Source organism: Haladaptatus sp. ZSTT2 (assembly GCF_037081775.1).
Classification (GTDB): domain Archaea; phylum Halobacteriota; class Halobacteria; order Halobacteriales; family Halococcaceae; genus QDMS2.
Window position 1 is genome coordinate 56,466 of the sequence record NZ_JBAMHQ010000002.1, and the last position, 19,843, is coordinate 76,308.

18 protein-coding genes and 1 pseudogene are annotated in these 19,843 nt (G+C 56.7%); 13 read left to right on the top strand and 6 right to left on the bottom strand.

Annotated elements, in window-relative coordinates; genetic code table 11:
- Positions 1-97: 97 nt before the first annotated feature.
- Genes V5N13_RS15180 through V5N13_RS15190 form a run of 3 tightly spaced genes read left to right on the top strand, consistent with a single transcriptional unit; the run spans position 98 to position 2,939 of the window.
- Positions 98-1,240: a CaiB/BaiF CoA transferase family protein gene (locus V5N13_RS15180; RefSeq protein WP_336361479.1), complete on the top strand. Its 1,143-nt coding sequence runs from the start codon at positions 98-100 to the stop codon at positions 1,238-1,240.
- Positions 1,241-1,289: 49 nt separating this feature from the next.
- On the top strand, positions 1,290-2,087 hold the full coding sequence (locus V5N13_RS15185; protein WP_336361480.1) for a carboxymuconolactone decarboxylase family protein: 798 nt from the start codon (positions 1,290-1,292) through the stop codon (positions 2,085-2,087).
- A gap of 54 nt (positions 2,088-2,141) precedes the next feature.
- Positions 2,142-2,939, top strand: a complete 798-nt coding sequence (locus V5N13_RS15190; protein WP_336361481.1) for an enoyl-CoA hydratase/isomerase family protein — start codon at positions 2,142-2,144, stop codon at positions 2,937-2,939.
- A 6-nt stretch (positions 2,940-2,945) separates the two neighbouring features.
- Here V5N13_RS15190 and V5N13_RS15195 read toward each other — a convergent pair whose 3' ends face one another.
- Complete coding sequence (locus V5N13_RS15195; protein WP_336361482.1) at positions 2,946-4,631, bottom strand: acyl-CoA synthetase; 1,686 nt, start codon at positions 4,629-4,631, stop codon at positions 2,946-2,948.
- 214 nt (positions 4,632-4,845) lie between these two features.
- On the opposite strand from V5N13_RS15195, the gene V5N13_RS15200 reads away from it, so the two are divergent.
- From V5N13_RS15200 to V5N13_RS15210, 3 genes are all read left to right on the top strand, one after another.
- Positions 4,846-5,976 (top strand): acyl-CoA dehydrogenase family protein, encoded by a 1,131-nt coding sequence (locus V5N13_RS15200; RefSeq protein ID WP_336361483.1) that lies wholly within the window; start codon positions 4,846-4,848, stop codon positions 5,974-5,976.
- A 106-nt stretch (positions 5,977-6,082) separates the two neighbouring features.
- A complete protein-coding gene (locus V5N13_RS15205) occupies positions 6,083-6,853 on the top strand; it encodes an SDR family NAD(P)-dependent oxidoreductase (protein ID WP_336361484.1) in 771 nt (256 codons plus the stop codon).
- Between the two features lie 91 nt (positions 6,854-6,944).
- Positions 6,945-7,832 carry an HpcH/HpaI aldolase/citrate lyase family protein gene (locus V5N13_RS15210; protein ID WP_336361485.1) on the top strand — a complete coding sequence of 296 codons (888 nt, stop codon included), beginning with the start codon at positions 6,945-6,947 and terminating at the stop codon, positions 7,830-7,832.
- Positions 7,833-7,838: 6 nt separating this feature from the next.
- Here V5N13_RS15210 and V5N13_RS15215 read toward each other — a convergent pair whose 3' ends face one another.
- On the bottom strand, positions 7,839-8,717 hold the full coding sequence (locus V5N13_RS15215) for an NAD(P)-dependent oxidoreductase (protein WP_336361486.1): 879 nt from the start codon (positions 8,715-8,717) through the stop codon (positions 7,839-7,841).
- Between the two features lie 88 nt (positions 8,718-8,805).
- On the opposite strand from V5N13_RS15215, the gene V5N13_RS15220 reads away from it, so the two are divergent.
- Entirely contained in the window at positions 8,806-9,675 is an 870-nt protein-coding gene (locus V5N13_RS15220) for an amidohydrolase family protein (RefSeq protein WP_336361487.1), read from the top strand.
- Between the two features lie 39 nt (positions 9,676-9,714).
- Positions 9,715-10,434, top strand: a complete 720-nt coding sequence (locus V5N13_RS15225) for an SDR family NAD(P)-dependent oxidoreductase (protein WP_336361488.1) — start codon at positions 9,715-9,717, stop codon at positions 10,432-10,434.
- Positions 10,435-11,354: 920 nt separating this feature from the next.
- Here the strand turns inward: V5N13_RS15225 and V5N13_RS15230 are convergent.
- Positions 11,355-11,594: a helix-turn-helix transcriptional regulator gene (locus V5N13_RS15230; RefSeq protein ID WP_336361489.1), complete on the bottom strand. Its 240-nt coding sequence runs from the start codon at positions 11,592-11,594 to the stop codon at positions 11,355-11,357.
- 510 nt (positions 11,595-12,104) lie between these two features.
- Between V5N13_RS15230 and V5N13_RS15235 the strand changes: the two genes are divergently transcribed.
- The gene (locus V5N13_RS15235) at positions 12,105-12,527 is read left to right on the top strand and encodes an NUDIX hydrolase (RefSeq protein ID WP_332900258.1); all 423 of its coding nucleotides are present in this window, start codon (positions 12,105-12,107) and stop codon (positions 12,525-12,527) included.
- Positions 12,528-13,174: 647 nt separating this feature from the next.
- Here the strand turns inward: V5N13_RS15235 and V5N13_RS15240 are convergent.
- A complete protein-coding gene (locus V5N13_RS15240) occupies positions 13,175-14,449 on the bottom strand; it encodes an orc1/cdc6 family replication initiation protein (RefSeq protein ID WP_442905104.1) in 1,275 nt (424 codons plus the stop codon).
- A gap of 1,599 nt (positions 14,450-16,048) precedes the next feature.
- Here V5N13_RS15240 and V5N13_RS15245 point away from each other — a divergent pair.
- The 3 genes from V5N13_RS15245 to V5N13_RS15255 are packed head-to-tail and all read left to right on the top strand — an operon-like array spanning position 16,049 to position 18,980.
- On the top strand, positions 16,049-17,014 hold the full coding sequence (locus tag V5N13_RS15245; protein WP_336361491.1) for a hypothetical protein: 966 nt from the start codon (positions 16,049-16,051) through the stop codon (positions 17,012-17,014).
- Positions 17,011-18,012 carry a hypothetical protein gene (locus V5N13_RS15250; RefSeq protein ID WP_336361492.1) on the top strand — a complete coding sequence of 334 codons (1,002 nt, stop codon included), beginning with the start codon at positions 17,011-17,013 and terminating at the stop codon, positions 18,010-18,012. Before V5N13_RS15245 ends, V5N13_RS15250 begins: the two co-directional genes overlap by 4 nt.
- Positions 18,012-18,980: a hypothetical protein gene (locus V5N13_RS15255; protein WP_336361493.1), complete on the top strand. Its 969-nt coding sequence runs from the start codon at positions 18,012-18,014 to the stop codon at positions 18,978-18,980. Before V5N13_RS15250 ends, V5N13_RS15255 begins: the two co-directional genes overlap by 1 nt.
- Before the next feature lie 155 nt (positions 18,981-19,135).
- On the opposite strand, the gene V5N13_RS15260 is transcribed toward V5N13_RS15255, so the two are convergent.
- Both V5N13_RS15260 and V5N13_RS15265 read right to left on the bottom strand, forming a co-directional pair.
- A complete protein-coding gene (locus V5N13_RS15260) occupies positions 19,136-19,375 on the bottom strand; it encodes a hypothetical protein (RefSeq protein WP_332900251.1) in 240 nt (79 codons plus the stop codon).
- 34 nt (positions 19,376-19,409) lie between these two features.
- Complete coding sequence (locus V5N13_RS15265; protein WP_336361494.1) at positions 19,410-19,613, bottom strand: hypothetical protein; 204 nt, start codon at positions 19,611-19,613, stop codon at positions 19,410-19,412.
- Between V5N13_RS15265 and V5N13_RS15270 the strand changes: the two are divergent.
- A pseudogene (locus V5N13_RS15270) lies at positions 19,567-19,776 on the top strand (transposase); the annotation flags it as partial. The gene V5N13_RS15265 and the pseudogene V5N13_RS15270 overlap by 47 nt on opposite strands.
- Between the last annotated feature and the right edge of the window lie 67 nt (positions 19,777-19,843).

Sequence of the window (19,843 nt, forward strand, 5' to 3'; positions counted from 1 at the left end):
AAAGTGAGTGGTAGCACGATGCACACGAAGTCACGAGGAGTGGTGAGGCTTGGCGATTCACAGCGAAGACGCCGTTCCAACGCGAGGGAGGAATCACATGCAACCGCTCGATGATATCACCATCGTAGACCTCTCGTTGAAGCTTCCCGGACCGTACGCGACGAAGCTGCTTGCAGACGCCGGTGCAGAGGTGTTGAGCATCGAACCGCCCGGCGGTGACTACCTCGGTGACCCCGAGTCAGAAGAGTACAGACAGACCTATGCCGCGTTGAACGAGGGAAAGCAGTCGATACTCGTAAACCTCAAAGACGAACGCGGGCAGGCGTTCGTACAGGCGGTCGCTGCGGAAGCCGACGTCGTCATCGAGGGGTTCAGCCCCGGGACGGCGAAGAAACTCGGCGTTGACCCGGAGACGTTGCGAGCCGCGAACGAAGACCTCATCTACTGCTCGCTGTCCGGCTACGGCCAAACCGGCCCCCGGCGAAACGAACCCGGCCACGACTTGAACTACCAAGGCGTGGCGGGCTTTCTCGACCCCGACGACCCCACACCCCCGAAAACGGCGGTTGCAGACTATGCCGGGGCGACGATGCTCGCGCTCTCCGTTCTCATCGCGCTCTGGGGGCGAAATCGCGGCGGTGGCGGCCAGTACATCGACCTCGCCATGTTCGACGTCATCGCGTCGTGGAACAGCGTCCACCTGCCGTGGGTGTTGAGCGACGACGAGCCAACCGACTACGACCCCGTCATCGGCGGCGAGTACCCCTGTTACAACACCTACGAAACCGGTGACGGCCGGTATCTCACGCTCGGGGCGATGGAACGCGGGTTCTGGGTCGAGTTGTGTGACTCGCTTGACCTCCCCGAACTCCTCGACGAACAGTTTGCCACGAGTGGGCGGGAGAGTGACGCCTACAAACGCCTCCAGGAGGTGTTCAAGACGCGCTCGCTCGACGAATGGGTCGAGAAATTCGGCCAAGAGTTGCCGGTCTCTGCGGTCCAGACGACGACCGAAGCCCTAAATGACCCGCAGGTGGCGGCGCGCGAGCACCTCGTCGCCGTCGACGAACAGACCGGCGAAATCGTGAATTCGTTTGGCCTGCCCGTCACGTTCAGCCCACTCACAGGCGGCGAAGAGGGACGGGCACTCGATGAAACGCTCGACCGCGCCGGATACGGCGCAGACACGCTCGCCGAACTCGAAGCAAGCGGCGTCATCACGCATCGAGACGAGCCGTAGGAGCTGGCAAGCGCGGAATCTTTATCAGTCAAACCTCGTTCTTTGAGGTATGGGAACAGACGACAGAGAGGAGGGTGCAGAGGAGCGGCGTGCGCGGCTCGCAGAGCACGTAGAGGAGACGAACGGCTACCTCGGCAATCATCTAACGGCGTTGCGAGAGATAGACCCGACATTTTTTGAAGCGTACCTGAATCTCGCAGAACATCCGTGGAAAACCGGCCCGCTCGACCCGAAAGTAAAGGAGTTTATCCTGATTTCGCTCAGCAGTGCGACCACGTCGTTCAACGCCACCGCGACGCGCGAACACATCGGCCGGGCGCTCGACCGTGGTGCGACGTTCAAGGAGGTGCTCGAAGTGCTCGAACTCACGAGTATCCTCGGAATGCACTCAGCGACGGAAGGCTACCCAGTCGTTGTAGAAGAAACAGACCTCGCAGGGGAGGGTGACCCCGAGTTGGTGGCGACGTTGCTCGAAGATCTCGAAGCGCACAAGCCGTTTTTCTCCGCCGTGTGGGACGACGTGCTTGCAATTATCGAAAACGACCCGACGTACTGGCAACACCTGTATGCGTTCTTGCGCCACCCCTACGGCGACCGCGTGCTCCCTCCGAAAGTCATGGAGTTCATCTACATCGCTATCGATATCGGCACGTCGCATCTCTACACCGCCGGCCTCCGCGTCCACGTCAGAAACGCGCTCATGGTTGGGGCGACGCCCGAGGAGATCTTGGAGGTTATCCAACTCGCGAGCGCCACCGGAATTCACGCCGTCTCAGACGGCTTGCCGCTTTTGCTCGAAGAAGCGAAACAACGCGACGCACTCCCCGAAGCGCTCAAAGACCACTGACGGACACCCCCCACGGAATGTTTATACGAATTGCAGGCGACGTTTAACTGAACCATGACTAGCGATGGGCCAGCAGCGCAGTTCACGGATATCGTATTCACCACGGACGGGAACGTCGCGGAAATCGTACTCGACCGACCGGAGAAAGGCAACACCCTCAGACCAGAGACGATCGACGAAATCGACGCCGCACGCGAGTACGCGGAGGACACAGACGGCATCAACGCCCTCGTGATACGCTCGACTGGCGACCGCTTTTTCTCGACGGGTGCAGACCTAAACAGCGTGCTGCCCTTAATCGAAGAAGACGACTCGGACGGGGTGAGCGAGTTTAACGCGAACTGGCACGCGGCGTACCGTCGCATCGAGCAATCGGCCATCCCCATCATCGCTGGCGTCTCCGGAATGGCGCTCGCCGGTGGGTTCGAACTGCTCCTCGTCTGTGACCTCGTGGTCGCCGCCCCCAGCGCGCGCTTTGGCGACCACCACGTCAAGTACAACCTCATCGGTGGTGGTGGCTCGACCCAACGCCTCCCGCGCCTCGTCGGCCTCAGACGAGCGAAAGAACTGTTGCTCACTGAGAAAATGATTTCAGCAGAAACCGCCCGCGAGTGGGGCCTCGTAAACGAGGTTATCGGCGAAGACGACGATCTCGCCGAGGCGACCATGGCTCTCGCAAAAGACGTGGCGAGCCACCATCCGCTCGCGCTTAGACGCCAAAAACACCTCGCCAATCAGAGTGTTGAGATGGCACTCGAACCGAGCTTGAAACTCGAACAGGAGATGGCGAACGTCCATCTGCTCTCGTCGGCCGCACAGGAAGGCCTCGCTGAGTTCATGGACAGAGAGTAAGAGTGATTAGTCGGTGTCAAGGTCTCTGAGGTCAGTTCGCCGCACCTTGCCCGTGACGGTGAGCGGGAGTGCCTCGACAAACTCGATTTCGCGCGGGTACTCGTATTTTGCCAGCCGGTTTTTGGAGTGTTGTTTGAGTTCTTCTGCGAGTGCGTCGGAGGGGGCGTAACCAGATGCGAGTTCCACGTACGCCTTTGGAATCTGGCCGCGAACGTCGTCCGGTACGCCGATGACGCCGACGTTGATGACCGCGGGATGTCCGGCGAGCACGTTCTCGATTTCCTTCGGCCCGATACGGTAGCCCGCGGAGATGATGACGTCGTCTTTGCGCCCGACGAAGTAGTAGTAGCCGTCGTCGTCCAGTTTGGCGAGGTCATTCGTGAACAGCCAGCCATTGTTGAAGGTTTCAGCCGTCTTTTCGGGCTTGTTCCAGTACTCTTTGAAACACTCCGGATCACCGTCGTACTTAACGGCGATTTCACCCACTTCGCCGACCTCGGTGGGGGTGGTGCGGTCTATCGGGTCGAACAGCGCGACGCCGAGCCTCCCGAGCGACGGTTTGCCGAGCGAGCCCTCGCGTTTCGGATAGAGTTTCGAAATCTCATTTACGATGTTCACCGCCTCCGTCTGGCCGTACACCTCGTGGACGACCGCGCCGTCGAAGGTGGCTTCCGCCCACTCGCTGATATCGTCACCGAGCGACTCACCCCCAGACCAGATGCTTCGCATGGACGAGAGGTCGTACGCGGTGGCTGCCTCCGTCTCGTGCATCATCATGCGGAGGGCCGTTGGTGGAATGAAAGACACAGAGATACCGTAGCGCTCGATGAGGTCGAACGTCTCGATGGGGTCGAACTGGCCAACCGCATTGTAGGCGACGAGCGGGCGGCCGTGATAGAGGGTCGTCGCCATCGTCGAGTAGAGGCCTGCGACCCATGCCCACGCGGCAGGCGACCAGACCACGTCCGACTGTTTGATGTCGAAATCGCAGTAGCTCGCGATGTAGTCGGGGAGCAAGCCGAGCACCAAGCGGTGGGCGTGGACGACGCCTTTTGGGTCGCCGGTCGTCCCACTCGTATAGATGATGGAGGCGGTGTCTTCGGCGTTGGTTTCGACGGTTTCGAACTCGTGAGACGCTGTCTCTTGAACGCTCCAAAAGTCGTGTTCGTCGGCTTCGTGTGCCACGTCTCCCACGGTGAGTATTGTATCGAGAGCCGAAAGGTCAGATTTCACCTCTCGCAGCGTGTCGATGCACTCGCTGTCTACGATGCAGGCTTTCGCGCCGCCATCAGCGAGCCGGTAGCCAAGCGCGTCGGGGCCAAACAGCGTGCTGAGGGGAATCGATATCGCGCCGAGTTTCCACGCGGCGACGTGTGCAATCGTCGTCTCTGGTTTCTGCGGAAGACAGACGCCGACGCGGTCGCCGCGTTCGACGCCCTGGTCGCGCAAATAGTTCGCAAGCCGGTTTGCGCTGTTTCGCACCTGCCAGTAAGTGAACGTCCGCGGGGTGTCGGTGGTGCCGTCTGCGAAAATGGCAACCCTGCCGGTGTCCGTCGCCCACCGGTCGCACAAGTAAGTGGCGAGGTTGAATCTCTCTGGCACCTCGTGTTCGAACGAGTCTACAAGCTGGTCGTAGCTCTCCCACTCCTGTCTATAGAAGGTGTACGCGCCAATATCTGGAACCGAAGGCATACCGAGAACTGCGCGACACACCAGCATAGTATTGTCGCATGGTAGCATGGATAGGGGCTGCAAACGGTCTGCAGCTCCCGAACGGTTCGGAAGAGGAGGCATTAGCTCGCTCAACCAAATATTTAATAGCTCGTGGTACGGTTGTTAACAATAGTCTAGGCGGAAACGACGTGTTGCGCCCTAGAAGTAACGTCTTTCAGACAGGTCAAAACATATGGATTTCAGCAAGACGGACACACAGCGGATGGTCAGTGCACAACTTCGGGAATATATCGACGAAAACGTCGTTGGCGAGACGGAAAACTGGGATTCTGGTGAGAACTTCCCCGAGAAGGTCTATCAGGACTTGGTGAAGATGGGCATTATCGGCACCCTGCTCCCCGAGGAACTGGACGGCCAAGGCTTCGGGATTCACACCGGCGGCATCATCATGGAGGAACTCGGCCGCGGTGACGTGGGCCTCGCAAACGTCGTCCACAACCAAATTCTCGGGAACGTCACACTGAGCGAACACGGCAACGAGATGCACAAGGAGATTGCCGCGGCGAACGCTCGCGGCGAGAACAAGCTGTCCTTTGGGTTGACCGAGCCAGACCACGGTTCCGACGCACGGGCAATCGAAACCTACGCGGAAAAAGACGGCGACGAGTGGGTGATAAACGGCGAGAAGATTGCGATTACCTCCTCGCAGTACGCAGACTACAACATCACCTTCTGCCGACTGGGCGACTCGAAGGATTTCCGGGCGTTCCTCGTCCCACTCGACGCACCGGGCGTCGAGGTGCTGCCGTATCACGCAATCGGCACCGCAATCGACGGCTGGGGCCAGATTTTCTTCGACGACGTGCGCGTCCCAGAGGAGAACATGGTCTCTGAGAAGGACGCGTTCAAGATTGCGATGGAGACGTTCGACTACACGCGGCCGTGGATTGGGTATCTCTGTATCGGCTGTGCGCAAAAGACGGTCGAACAGACCATCGAGTACATCAAAGAGCGCGAAACCTTTGGCAAACCGGTGGCGACGAACCAAGGCCCACAGTTCCAAGTTGCGGAGATGCTCACGAAACTCGACGTGGCCCGCCTGAAGTGTGACGAGGTGTGCTGGCGGTTAGAAAACGGCATGGACCACACGAAAGACGCGGCCATGTCGAAGTGGTACTCGGCGGAAGTGAGCTTTCAAGTCGTCAAAGAGTGCACCGTGCTTCACGGCCACTACGGCTACTCACAGGAGTCAGGGATTGGCCAACGGTTCTCCGACATCATGGGCAACGTCATCGCGGACGGCACCCCACAGATTCTGAAACTCATCATCGCGCGCGAGACGTTCGGGCGCGAATACATGTAAGGTCGGGTGGTTTTTTGCGGTTTTCGGGCGCGAGACTGACTGTTGTCTCCAGATAGCGCCGCTCGCGGGGAAACTTATTTAGCCGTCGGAAGGGTCGTTTCTGGAGATGAAAGAGCAGATAGATTTCAGTGGCGATGTCGTCCTCGTGACGGGGGCTGCAGGCGGCATCGGAAGCGCGGTTGCAGAAGAGTTTGCAAAAGAGGGCGCGACGACCGTCGTCACCGACATCTCCCCAGAGGTGGGAACCGAGACAGCAGCGACCTTAGACGAGAAATACGACGCGACCGTCGTATTCAGACAACTCGACGTGGGCGACTACGGCTCGTGTGAGGAGACCATCAACGGTGTCGTAGACGAGTTCGGGAGTCTCGATGTGCTCGTGAACGTCGCGGCGGGCGGCCTGCGCGAACACGACGACAACAAACCGTTCTATCAGACGACGCCCGAAGACTGGCAGATTCAATTCGACGTGACCTTCGGCGGCGCAATCAACACCTCACACGTCGCGGTCAAGCACATGATGGAACAAGAGCGCGGCGCGATTGTGAACTTCATCTCCGAGGCGCACAAGGGCCAAGAGCGCGGCGACAACAAGCTGTATGCAGCCTCGAAAGCTGGCGTCGCTGGATTCACGAAGGCGCTCTCAAACGAGGTCGGTCAACACAACATCAGAGTCAACGGGATTTCTCCGGCGGCGACACTGACGCCAGCTACTGAAGAACTGATTGGCAAATACGGCGATCGAATGTTGAAAAAGTACGCCCTCAACCGACTCGGACGGCCAACCGACTCTGCGAACGCCGCCGTGTTTCTCGCGAGCGATGCCGCAGACTGGATTACCGGCCAAATCCTCAGCGTGAACGGCGGGTACTCGTAAGCTTCGAGAAAGTGGATTTCGGGGTTCAGTCACCTGCGTGGTGATAACATGCACCAATAAGTATAACTGGATACTGCGTGTCAGTCGAACCATGTATCCAGCGCGTTCGCTACTGTACGTGCCAGCGTACAATCAGGATTGGGTAGAAAACACGCCGCACACGACTGAGGCAGACGGCATCATCTTCGACTTAGAAGATGGAACGTTGCCCGAGGATAAACCGGCGGCGAGAGAGCACATCCGTGAGACGTTACCCGAGTTGGGTGAGACAGAAAAGAGCATTACTGTCCGGGTGAACCCACCCGAGACGGGCTATTTCGAAGACGATATTGCAGAGATTCTCCATCCGAATCTGGACGCCATCGTCCTCCCGAAAGTCGATTCCGAGGAGTATGTTCGGTACGCCGACAACGCCCTGACGTTCGCCGAGCGACGAAAGGGCATCGAGAAGAATATCGACATCTATCTCCTGCCGGAATCGGCCTACGGCCTTTACAACCCCTACGAAATCTGTAGCGCGAGTGACCGCGTCGCGTCCATCACGGGTGGGACGACCAGAGACGGTGATTTCAATCGGGCGCTTGACTACGAGTTTACGCCGGAAGGCTTAGAATCGCTGTTCGCGCGCTCGAACGTGCTCGCAGGGGCGAAAGCGGCGGGTCTCAAGCAGATTATCTCAGGGGTGTGGACGGACATCGAGGATTTAGAGGGGCTGCGCAAGCACGCGACCTTCGCCAAACAGCTCGGGTACATGGGCTACGAAATCATTCACCCGAGCCACGCGGAAGTGGTAAACGAAGTGTTCACGCCAGACGAACAAGAAGCCAGAGAGCTCCAAGAGATGGTCACCGAAATCGAGTCGGCGTTCAGCGAAGGAAAGAGCATCATCAGGTGGCGCGGGGAGATGATCGACCGAGCCCATTTCACCACAGCAAAACAGAAACTCGAACGGGCGAAACTGTACGGCGTCCTCGACTGACGGAGGTTATTTCTCGGTCGCGATTTTCTCCTCGACAAAGTCGTAAACGCGGCTCAAATCGGTTTCTCCGCCGTAGTCTGTCTTGGCGAATTTATACAGGTGTCTGACGTTCGCCGCGAGCATTCCGGGGGTGTGATTGTCCTCGAGGAACTGGGCGGCCAGGCGCAGGTCTTTGTCGGCGATGCCGATGCTCCCCTGAATGTCGTAGCGACCTTCGAGGACGTGAACCGGGATGATGTAGCGCGTGGCCGTAGAGCTACCGGCGCTGTGATTGATGACTTCGAGGAGTTTTTCGCGGTCGATACCCGCTTTGTCTGCGGCGACCACCGCCTCGCAGGCGGCGTACAGGTTGTTGTACGTCAGGTAGTTATTGAGGAGTTTTACTTTGTTGCCGTCACTCGGCTGCTCGCCGACGTGGAAGATGTTACTGCAAAAGGGCTCGAAAATTTGCTTGTGTTCCTCGAACAGGGCCTTTGGGCCGCCGACCATGGCGGTCAGTTCGCCTGCACGCTGGTCGCCGCTCGCGGGTGCGCCGAGGAGGTTGATGTCGTGTTCTGCGAGCAGTGCTTCGAGGGCATCTGTGGCGCGTGGCAACCCCGTCGTCACGTCGATAATCGTTGCGCCCGGGTCGAGCGTTTCGAGCAGGCCTTCTTCGCCCGTGACGACGCCTTCGACCTGCTCTGGGTCAACCAACACGGTGAACACTACGTCTGCGTTGCGACCAACGGCTGCTGGCGAGGCTGCGGCCTGCGCACCGTCTTCGACCAGCGAAGTCATCGCGCCCTCGCGGATGTCGTACACCGTCAACTCCCACCCAGCCGCCAAGAGGTGTTCTGCGATTGGTTTCCCGAAGTTCCCAAGCCCAATGAAGCCTATCCGTGACATACACTGTATGAGGTGTGTTAGCAACAATAACTCTTTGTGTGGCACCCAAATCTATAATTACGGCGGCCGCAAACTGAGACAGTGAGCCATGGGAACTAGCGACATCCAGATATTAGACGTACATTCACATTTCTCGACCGAAGAGGGGTTCGTGTTTCAGAATCCCGGCGATTCAGACACGTTCGGTGAGAACTTCGAGATGCGAACTGAAGCGGAGATGGTCGAAGACCTCAAAGCGGCGAACGTAAAGCCGATGCTCGACTTCGGGTTTACGGCGACGATTCCGACCGCCGAAGCCGCGGGAAAACACGACTATTTCGCGGAGATGTACGGTGAGAACCCGGATGCGTTCCTCGGCCTCTGGGTGCAACTCGACCCTCGCGACGACGACACAGCAGGCGAGTTTGAGCGCTGTCTCACCAGCCTCGACATGGGTATCACGGGGTTCACCATCAACGGCTCGACCACGAACGTCCCGGCTGACGACGACCGGTACGACCCCATCTACGAACTGTGTCTCGAACACAACGCACCCGTCCTCATCAACGTCGGCTACTCGGGGCTCGGCGCTGGCCAGCCCGGCGGTGGCGGCCACCTCGTCGAGCACTGCCACCCCAAAACAGCTGACAGAGTGGCTGCGAACTATCCAGACCTCCAGATAGTTCTCGGGCGGCCTGCGTGGCCGTGGCAGGGACAGGCAATCGCCTCGCTCCTCCACAAAGCGAACATCGTGGGCAACGAACTCCACGGCTGGCGACCAAAGTACTATCCTGAAGAACTCACCTACGACATCAGCCGGCGGCTGAAGAACAAGGTACTGTTCGGCGGCGACTACCCACTTCTCGACTACAAAACCCTGCGCGCAGATTGGGAAGCGATGGGGCTCGACGACGAAGTGCTCGAAAAAGTCTACTACAAGAACGCAGAGCGGGTGTTCAGCCAGTTTGGCGATGTCTGACAACAGCACATTTATCACGCCACCCAGACCACTATGTGCATGGTTAGAACGGCACTAGTCACGGGTGGCAGCGGCGGAATCGGTTCTGCGTGTGTGCGGGCGCTCGCTCCAGAGTGCAACGTCGCGTTCCAGTATTATTCGAACGAAGAAGCCGCGAATGCACTCGTCGCAGACCTCGAAGCTGCGGGCCATGAGAACGTCCTCGCCCTTCGCGCGAACGTGACCGACGAAGCTGACGTAGAGGAACTGGTCGCTGCCGTGACCGCCGAATTTGGGTCACTCGACATTCTCGTAAACAGCGCGGGCATCATGAAAGGCCAAAGCCTCGAAGAGATTTCTGCGGCGAGTATCGACCAACTCATTTCGATTAATCTCGTCGGAACTATTCTGTGCACGCGAGCGGCATTGCCTGCGATGGTCGAATCGGAGACGGGCCACATCATCAACGTCTCATCGACGGCGGGCACCCACGGCAGCTACGGCGACCCGGTGTACGCCGCCTCGAAAGGCGGACAAGTCTCGTTCACGCAGTCGCTCGCGAGCGTCTACACCAAACAAAACATCTTCTCGAACACCGTCGCCCCGGGTGCGGTGGAAACCGACATGTTCCCCGACGAGTGGGTTGAGGGCGTGAAAAAAGGGTATCCGCTCAAGCGACTCGTCCAGCCCGAGGAGGTCGCAGAAGCTGTTGTGTTCCTCTCAAACACGACGAGCATCTCGGGCGAAGTCATCGAAATCGACCAAGGAAAGCTGCTCTGAATCTGAAAACTGTCTGGCGATTGCTTCTCCTTTCACCCTGTCACCCATTGAGCGTGCTTCCGGTTATCCCACGCCCGTCGACCGCACTCTCCAGTGAAACGGTCACAACGGAAAATACATCAGAATGAGATTCGGATATCCCGAACGTTCTGGGACGAAGGGTGTGTTAACAACTATCGTGGGAGAGCACAGGAAGAATGGTGGATGTCCACAGCCAAACCATTACAATTGTATGTGTGTAATGGAAGACGAGTTGTCGGGCCGTCTACTGGTTGTGGCGCGGACGGAACTCCGAAAACGCGCAAATATCGTTCGGTTATGCCGAATTTGATTGTAGTGGATCGAGGTTGTTTCCTCGAGTGGAAATATGTCTAGCTTAAATTAGTTATGCAATAATATAAAAATTCGATAATATACGTAGCGGGTAGTTGATCGAGCTGCTTGTGAGAGGTTGATAGAATGGCAGGGAGTCATTTGAGTGGAGTTAAACGAATCAATATGAAAAGTAAATTCGAAAATAGAACAAATATCGAGGTAGTTGTGTAAAGAAAAGCCTATATTGACACATCAAACAGAGTTTCGAAGGGGGATAGTAAACTACCAAAATATCACGTCCCAAAGGAAGAAATGCTAGCCGTTCGGAGAAGGTATTAAATTTATAGAATAGCCAGAATTCCAATATTTAAGTTTGTTTGACTGGGTTGAGTGCACATCTTTGAGCAAAAGCAACACCGACGCAGGGTAGGGTCTCAAAATGTATTGAAAATAACTTGTTGGATTGGCACTGTCACTGTCAAAAAAAGAGCTGAAGATACGACTGAGATTCGACTAGACGAGTCAAGATCGAAATAAAAACGCGTCGGAATGGCTGTTGACGACGCAAGGGTGAGCTACCCCCTTTTTGTTAGCTTAGCAACGAGCTATTGGCCCCACGACATCGCATCACGCGGCGCGGCCTCTGGAAGATACATCGTCTTCTCTCTGCCAATTTGGACGCGGACGATAATTTCGTCGTCTTCGAGTTGTTGGAGCAGACGGCTATCCGTCGAACACGACCAGGCCGTCATGTCGGCAAACGCCTGCTGTTGTAGCTCGCCATCGTGATCAGCGAGGATGCTGGTGACGAACTCAGCGGGCGTCAACCCCGCGTGCGTCACCACGTCTGCAAGCGATTCGAGCGCCGCTGGATCAATGGGCTGAAACTGAGTGGAAACGTCCGTAGAACCGAATCGTTCGGAGGGCTCCGTGGCGGAGGAGGGTGAAGCGGGTGACTCCTCTGCGTTGCATGATTCTGTTTTCGATTCGAAGAGAGCGCAAAATTTCAATGGGAACTCCCGCAGGCACGCAAGAATCACTGCGGGTGTAAGACGCATCCAAGTAAGTATTGTATTGCTCGACGTAATACTCCTCCACCCCAAGGGTTTGGGTTTCTGGCCCGCGTCGCGAGGCAACTCAGTGGCGGTCGGACAGCGAGTGAACCGTCCCGGTCAAGGCCAACGCGTTCATGTGGGCCATCGACACCGCCGGGGAGGTGAAGAGAGCTTCCGTGTGAATCCTTCGTGTGGCGGACAGCCACGTCCGACCACGATACAAGACGATTGCATACCTAATACGCCACTAGACCCCTTTCAGAAAACCTTTTTGTGGGATACGCGCGTCGTTTTTGTAGAATGAGCGTACAAAAACCGTCATACGTCCAAAAGGCGTGCGCATACATCACGCGGGGAGACCACGAGTTGCTCGTGTTCGAGGGGCCTGGCCACGAGGGGTTACAGATCCCAAAGGGGACGATTGAACCCGGCGAGAATCCGCGGACGGCGGTGTTACGTGAAATCATCGAGGAAAGCGGGCTTGGCGCCATCAGCGAAACGCGCCATCTGACGACCGACGTTTGGACGCGGCGCAACTCACCGCCACGGCGCTACATCCGCCACTTCTTCCACACGACTGTCCACGAGCCCCGCGACCGCTGGACGCACACCGTAACCGGGGACGGCGAAGAAAGCGGCGCTGAATTCGAATTTTCGTGGGTTGAACTCCCGGCGAACAGCGATTTCGCCCTCTCGCTCGACGACTACGTCGACCTGCTGTAACGCGACAGCTAACTAGGGTGGTACAAACCAGTTTGGGTCGTTTGGCTAGCCAAACGAGTTTGTACGCTTCGACGCGCGAGCGCGGCCGGGAGTGAACCCACACATCACACGGCTCAAGACAGCGGAAATAGTGGTGTACAGCCACATGGCCGGAGGACGGAGTTAGTATGCCACATGCGCATTTTGAGAGTTTGGATAGATTGTACAGTTTGAAAATATTGTTCAGAGAAGGGAGTGAGTAAATTGGACAAGACACCCGATCGACCTAATGGTCAACGAAACATCCCCAACATATTCCATCGATAACAGCGGAAATTGTGGTGTTACTTCACAGACTGAAGGCGGCTTCGAGGGAATTGAAAGAGTGACGCCTGTCATCGGAACATGTTTTTCGATTGCTACCAGTGCCTATGGTATGACTCCGTCTGGTGGGACGAAATTTTCAGACCGGCGCTATCTTGTTTTGAGCGGTGTTTTTTCTGGGGGCGGTGGGGCTTTCCTACGAGTACATGGTCGCCGAATGGAGTTCCAACAGTGTCATGGTGATTGTCGGTGCAAGCCTCATGCTCACCGTGTTGGTCATCGGTCTCTCACGAAGGAGCCGACAGCGCGAGTGAGAAGTGAGTTCTGAGACGAGACGGCTAGGGCTACTTTCGAAACGCCTCGTCGAGCGTGGGCTGGTGGTAGCGTTTGATGCTCTCGTGGGTGCCAACGTACTCAATAGTGTCAGAAAGCGCAGAGAGCACGACCTGTAAATCCTGTTTGAGCGAGTGCTCGCGATACTTCCCACCCGACATACCCTCGTTTTTCTCGATAGAAGTGACGATACCGAGCATTGAGAGGTCTGCGAGGTGGTCGCGCATCCGCCGACTGGTGAGCGGCTCTGAGTTGATCTGCTTGCAAAACTGCTCGTAGCGCGGCCGGAGTTGTCGAGAGCGAACCGGCGTCTCTCCCGCAGCATCAAGGGTCGCAAGCGCGTAGAGAACGAGTCGAGCGTGTTGGGTGAGTTCTGAGACCCCATCGACGATGCGGTCGCGTTCGAGCTTTTCGCGTGCGTCTTTGACGTGTTGGACGGTGATTTTCTCCGCGCCGTCTTTGCGCGCGAGGTCGCCCGCTTCAAGCAGGAGGTCGAGTGCCTGGCGTGCGTCACCCGCGTCCTGTGCGCCGTAGGCCGCACAAAGCGGGATGACATCCGAGGAGAGCACTTCAGGGTGGAACGCGACCTGTTCGCGCTGGCGAAGCACCGACTGTAACTCGCTTGCGTCATAGGGCGGGAACGAAACCTCCTTTTCACAGAGCGACGAGCGCACTTTCGCAGAGAGCGAATCCCGGAACGAAAGGTCGTTGCTGATGCCGATAATGCCAATTCTGGAGTTCGTGAGATAGCCGTTCGAGCGCGCGCGAGGAATTTGGTAGAGAATGGAGTTGTCCTTGATGTGGTCCACCTCGTCTAAGACGAGCAAAATTGTTCCCCCGAGGCTGTCGAGTTCGTCCCAGAGATAGCTGTAGACCTGCGCTTGGGGATAGCCAGTGTTGCTGATGTGATTGGCCGGGTCGCGAAGCGTGTTCACGAGCCGAATCGCGACTTGGTAGCTGGAGTTGAGTCCGTCGCAGTTGACCTCGATGACGTTGAGCGTCACATCGTCGTATCGTTCGACGTCAGCCCGCAGCTGTGAGAGTAAAAATCGAGTCGCTGCCGTCTTCCCAACCCCACTTTTGCCGTACAGAAAGATGTTCGATGGGGCTTCGCCGTTGATGACCGGCTGGAGGGCGGCGTGGAACTCTTCTAGCTCCTCATCGCGACCGACGAGCTCATCTGGTGTGTACTCTTCGAGGAGCGCATCGCGATTTTTGTAAAGAGAATCGTCCCGCTCGAAACTGAAGGATGTCACGTTGCCACTCGATTCGCTCACAGCGTACATAAAACTAGGGCGTCCGTTGTTTCCGTTGTTTGAATTGTATATAACTACTTGGGCACCGTGGTTTCCGAAGCTCCCTACGTTATATAAGAAGAAGGACCACCATTTCCGTTGTTACTCAGCCAATTTTCCCGAAGATAACGTCAGCTTTGGGAATGTACACCACTATTTCCGCTGTTTCAGCATCCTGCGAGATGCGATGATTTCGAGATGGCGACTCCAGCTGGAGATGAAGTAATTAAGGTCGTATCTTACCAAACAATAGCGAGAGCCGGTTTGAAATGTTTGGTAAGATACCGTCGGGAGTAGAGCGCTCTGACTGAGGAGATCAAATTGGCCAACCCACGGGAACTGGCGATCGAAGTGAGGGGTTTCGAGCAGTTGAGTGCGATAGCCAAGGAGGATTGAGAGAAAAAGGGTGTGCTGAAAAAACGGTGAAGAGAGAAGCCAGAGGATGGCGTTTCCGTTGTTTCCGTTGTTAGGTTTGATATAAACGAGTGGGAGGCCGCGGTTTCCGTTGTCTCGATTGTAATAAAGACAGTCCCACCCCACTATTTCCGCTGTTTAGAAAAACAGGTGGGAGGGGGTTAGAGAGCGCGTGACCTAGATAAGCGATAGCTTTATTACAAAAGTCGTACAACCAAAACCGTAGTGGAGAACTAACAACTAATTAAATCTCTACACTAGTTGTTTGTTTTGTAATTCATCTATCATATTATTCGCTTCTTCATCGAATCGGTCTGCTTTCCTACCCACTTCAACAGGCACTCCTCACACTCCCTCCTCCTCTCGCTCAAAGACAGCGGAAACAATGGGGTGGGTGTGTCCACCCAACACCTTCTCATTATCTCGATCAATCCCTCTCCATACAACAGCGGAAACGATGGTGGGTGGTGGGCAACCTTCTGAATATCTCCACCCCACCTCCATCATCATTCGTTATATTCTCCGCCTCTCCAAATCGTCTCAACACCATGGTAACACCACTGTTTCCGTTGTCTCGGGTGTGTCTGACACCACTTTTTCCGCTGTCCTACCACTGCTCAATCGAGGGGAGCTGTCTCTTCTGTGCGAGTCGAGCGTCTGGCCGTGGCTCGTAATCTGGATTGTTCGCGAACTCGGTAGGGATCGTACTTTTCAGGAACTGAGGACGGGTCTAGCGTAACCATCTACATTCCTGGTGATGACGCGAGTAAGCAAGTCCAAACGGCGTAATCCGACCTCCTCACAAATGCTACCATCCCCTCCACGACCCGTAGACGTGCCACACCCTGTTTCTGTGCTGTTTCTAACTCCTCACACTCAGTCATTCACGGAGTGCGTTGGGTTTCACAGCGTAGGTTAGGTTCGCATACTGATTTATTTCATCACAACAGACGCCCGGCTCAGCAGCCACGCCGACATATTCAAAAATTTTTACATTTATGCCTAGTAGTGCCCTGATAGCCAGTTTCTACTCCGACAAAACACGCCAGTGTCTCTTGCAACTCAATAGTTTCTATAATTTATATTCTATTAACTAAATTACCAATCAGGATATATTTAAGCTGTGACTTGCCGAATATTGACTGTTCGACTGCGTCCGTCGACAGGAGGAAGCAAGTGACATTCACAGACAATAGCGACGTGTACACGTCGCTCCACGAAGACGGCATCAACCAAGTCATCCGGCACACCATGCAAAAGCGGCCGTCGCTCTTTCATTACGGCACCGAGAATGTGGTGAACTCCGCCGCACTCATGCGACGATTCCGACAGTTTAGCGGCCTTTGTGCCCGAATCAACTACGCGCCTGAGGTTGTCTTGTGGGACAATCCTTTGATGAGCGTTGAAGACCCGTTCCCGGTGCTCGGGACTGACGATCTCGTCGCGCTCGACTACTGCTTTCAAGTAACTAATCTCGACATCGACTTCTCGCCTGACGACCCCCCTGCTGACGTTGGGGACCAACAGTTCGCCGCACGCGTCGTGGTTTGTGCAGGCCTTGCCTGTCCGGAGGAAGAAGCGTTCGCACAGATTCGCGACGAACTCGCAGACCTCCGCGCGGAGTGGGGCGACCGACTTACTGACGCGGACTTCCGCACAGAACTTGGCTTGCCCCTGATTCCATCCGCAGAGGGACTCTCGTGTTTCTGTCTCGGTGTGACCGTCATCGGGTCGGTTAGCATGCGCGGGCCGGGTGCCGATGGGACTGTCGTCACCGAGGAGGATGCAGAGACCGGCCTCAGCATCGAGATTGCGGGAACCCCACAACTCAGAGTCGACGACGTAACTCTCTTCGAACCAGACGGTGACCGTTTCACCTTCCCGGAGGGATTGACCGCGAGCATGACCTGCTATCTGCGCTCGTTCGTCGAGTTCTCGCTCATTCCGGCGCTTGAAGCTGCACTTGAACGCATCGTCATCGACCTCCCCACCGAAGGATTCCTCGCGTTCGATTTGAGCGGGGCAACCCTCAGAATCTCGTTCCCAACGTCGGGGGCGATTCCGAACAACCCCGCCATTGAGGATGATCAACTTAAAGTCTATACTGACGTGACGCTCACTAGCCCCGGAGGCAGCCCATGAGCCACCTGACGATGGCCGTCTCAGAGGCGATGTTCAACAACGTACTCGACGTGTTGCTCGACGAACGCGTGACGACCATCGACTACGAGAAGGAAGCCGAAATCTCAGGCGCGCTCACCGCAGGCATCGACGTAGAGGCACACTTCGAACTCGACGCCATCGATTTTCGCGACACGCCAGACCGCATCAAAATCGACGAACTCGACGTGGTCTACGACGTGCTCGATCTCTATCTCGACGTCGATATCGACGAAATCTGTATCGGCGGATTCTGCATCATTCCGTGGTTCAACGGCTGTGCCGTTCGCGCGCCTGAAATCTGCCTGTTCGAGGCCGACCCCGACCTCCACATCCCCCTGTCGCTCGGGGGAATCGTTCGTTCTGAGGTATCGGCGCTCGTTGCGCTCACCGTCGACTATGCCCACAACCGTGGGACGATGGACTACCTGACGGCGCAGGTCGAAGAACACAACCAACTTGCGGCGCGCCCGGCCGGTGAGACCGGCCCGCTCGACCCACCCGTGGTCAACAGTTGGGACGTGTCGTTTTACCCCGACACGCTCGATATCGACCTGCTCGACGTGGCCGACATCGTTGGCGACCTGCTCGAAAGTGCCATCGAATTCCTCATCGACGATCTTCTCGGGTGGCTTCCAGGCTGGGCGAGGGACGTACTCCATGGCATCTTCGGCTCGTTTGTCGACATCGTTCGGGCGGCACTCGACTTGCCCGACGACCTCGGAGAGTGGCTCTCTGACCTCATCGGCGTGAGCCTCGACTTCGAGGGGTTCCTCATCGAAGTGCTTGATGAGTTCCTCTTCGACTATCCAGTCTTCAGCATCGAAGACCCGTTCCCGGTGCTTGACTGGAGTCCACCGCTTGGCGAACCCGTGCCACCTGGCGAGACCCGGCTCATCCCAGTCAAAGTGCCTATCGAGAACCTTGCTATCGACCTCGCAGACACCGAACTCGTCATCACCATGGAGGTGGGCAACTGATGCTCCGACTCAACAAACACCTATTCACCGAAACGAAAACCGACAGCGGTGCACTGACCGTCCTCGGAACGCTCATCCACCGATTTACCAGTCCCGGCGAGTATCTCGTCGCGGTCAGCCGCGCGGGAAAACCTGTTGGTCAACGGCTCATCGTCGTCGATGCACAGTACCACTCGACCCGCGCGGTCATCGACCTCGCGAGCATCGCGGAGGGGAGTGGTGACACAGCGTGCTCGTGTGAGCCAGAAACGTTCGACTGTATTCGCCCTGATGGCTACGCTATCTTCCACGTCTCGCGCGGGCGAGGTGGCTATGCGGTCACCATCTCTTCGCTCACAGACGACAAAGGCGACCAAGGTGACAAACGCACCAAAGGCGACAAACGCACCAAAGGCGACAAACGCACCAAAGGCGACAAACGCGACACACGCACCAAACGCAACAAAAGCGACGGCCACGAGTTCGACAGCGCGACACTCACCGAGTACGACACCGTCTCTGTGACGTTGTTCCGTCCCGGGACGTACGCACTGCGAAACGAACTCACCGAGCACGAAGTGACCGTCGAAGTGTCCTATCCAGACGGAGAACGTCCCGGCGAACCGGTTCGCGTCACATGCACCGAGCGCGGCTTTTCACCTGATGGCATCACGCTCGCCCCGGCACAGGGGCTCGTCGTCGACATCGAAACCAAAGCGAGGGTGACAGTCACTCTCCGTGAACCTCACAAGCGCGCCACGGCCGAGGTGTCGGGCGACCGGCCTCCGCGGGGTGCGCGTACTCGCGCTGGCCGCCCGAGCGTCGACCCGCGAAAGCACTCTGTCGACCGCCTCAAACGCGAACTAGCGCACGTCGATCGGCCGAGCGAACTTCGTCTCATTCACGCAATCGAGCGTGCCTCACGCAACCGGAGCGATGCCCGTACAGCCATCGAAGAACGCCTACGTGCTGTCAACGACCGCAACTAATTATCTAAAATCAGCTACGTCTACGGATGGTGGGTGTGTCAGTGGCGGCGGTGTACCTCACACCGAGTCGACGATTATGAACGTGAGGGATTTGGGGGACGCTGGCGGATTGCCGACTGAGATGCACGGCTCTTGGTAACGGCTGTTCTGTGAGCTCAGTTCTCGAATTCGTCGTCGTATTGTTCGTAGGTAATCGTCAGTTTGCCTGTGGTGGGACGTTTCGCTGCATCTCGGAGCGTTTTGAACGATTCGAGGAGTTCGCTTGTGTCGTCAGAGTCCTCCCGGCCGCTCGATGACTCTTCTCGAATCGTATCGTATACTCGCTCCAGGATGCGCCGAGCGGCATACGAATCCGTTTGTGAGTCAATATCGAAGGAAGCCACGTATCGCGACATACTCAGATATAGCTCTCCACGGGGTTAACAACCATCATGTTTCAGCGGGAGTCATGTCATCAGCCCCGTTTGAGATGATTCTCGTCCCCTCGAATTTGCCGGTTCGGACAGCGGTGGGGATGTTCTCTGGATCGGTTCCATCGATAGCCACTGTTTCGCAGTGTGCACGTTGAATCATCTTCGCGGCGAGAAGGTCGATTAAGCGGTTCATGGCGGCGAAGACCTCCAAGAACTTCATCCTGCGGTTCTTCTACTTCGCGTTCGCGTGCTTGTTGTACTCGATATGGTAGGCGGTGGATCTTCTGGTTCAGGTCGAGTTGACGGGTGAGTACGAGCACTCTCCGATTGTGACTGCGGACAATACGCTCACGCTGTTGAAGAAGGTAACTGGAATTGGGTGATCGGAGGGCTGAGACGACAGAGACCGAGTGCTGGTGAGCAGCACCGTTGACCTAAATTCTTGAAATA

Excerpts from the sequence above, each read along its gene's own strand:
- V5N13_RS15240 (WP_442905104.1), bottom strand. The coding sequence starts at position 14,449 with ATGTACGCTGTGAGCGAATCGAGTGGCAACGTGACATCCTTCAGTTTC.
- V5N13_RS15250 (WP_336361492.1), top strand. The coding sequence starts at position 17,011 with ATGAGCCACCTGACGATGGCCGTCTCAGAGGCGATGTTCAACAACGTA.
- V5N13_RS15200 (WP_336361483.1), top strand. The coding sequence starts at position 4,846 with ATGGATTTCAGCAAGACGGACACACAGCGGATGGTCAGTGCACAACTT.
- V5N13_RS15235 (WP_332900258.1), top strand. The coding sequence starts at position 12,105 with ATGAGCGTACAAAAACCGTCATACGTCCAAAAGGCGTGCGCATACATC.
- V5N13_RS15225 (WP_336361488.1), top strand. The coding sequence starts at position 9,715 with ATGGTTAGAACGGCACTAGTCACGGGTGGCAGCGGCGGAATCGGTTCT.
- V5N13_RS15180 (WP_336361479.1), top strand. The coding sequence starts at position 98 with ATGCAACCGCTCGATGATATCACCATCGTAGACCTCTCGTTGAAGCTT.
- V5N13_RS15205 (WP_336361484.1), top strand. The coding sequence starts at position 6,083 with ATGAAAGAGCAGATAGATTTCAGTGGCGATGTCGTCCTCGTGACGGGG.
- V5N13_RS15190 (WP_336361481.1), top strand. The coding sequence starts at position 2,142 with ATGACTAGCGATGGGCCAGCAGCGCAGTTCACGGATATCGTATTCACC.
- V5N13_RS15265 (WP_336361494.1), bottom strand. The coding sequence starts at position 19,613 with ATGAAGTTCTTGGAGGTCTTCGCCGCCATGAACCGCTTAATCGACCTT.
- V5N13_RS15220 (WP_336361487.1), top strand. The coding sequence starts at position 8,806 with ATGGGAACTAGCGACATCCAGATATTAGACGTACATTCACATTTCTCG.
- V5N13_RS15185 (WP_336361480.1), top strand. The coding sequence starts at position 1,290 with ATGGGAACAGACGACAGAGAGGAGGGTGCAGAGGAGCGGCGTGCGCGG.
- V5N13_RS15215 (WP_336361486.1), bottom strand. The coding sequence starts at position 8,717 with ATGTCACGGATAGGCTTCATTGGGCTTGGGAACTTCGGGAAACCAATC.
- V5N13_RS15255 (WP_336361493.1), top strand. The coding sequence starts at position 18,012 with ATGCTCCGACTCAACAAACACCTATTCACCGAAACGAAAACCGACAGC.
- V5N13_RS15195 (WP_336361482.1), bottom strand. The coding sequence starts at position 4,631 with ATGCCTTCGGTTCCAGATATTGGCGCGTACACCTTCTATAGACAGGAG.
- V5N13_RS15260 (WP_332900251.1), bottom strand. The coding sequence starts at position 19,375 with ATGTCGCGATACGTGGCTTCCTTCGATATTGACTCACAAACGGATTCG.
- V5N13_RS15210 (WP_336361485.1), top strand. The coding sequence starts at position 6,945 with ATGTATCCAGCGCGTTCGCTACTGTACGTGCCAGCGTACAATCAGGAT.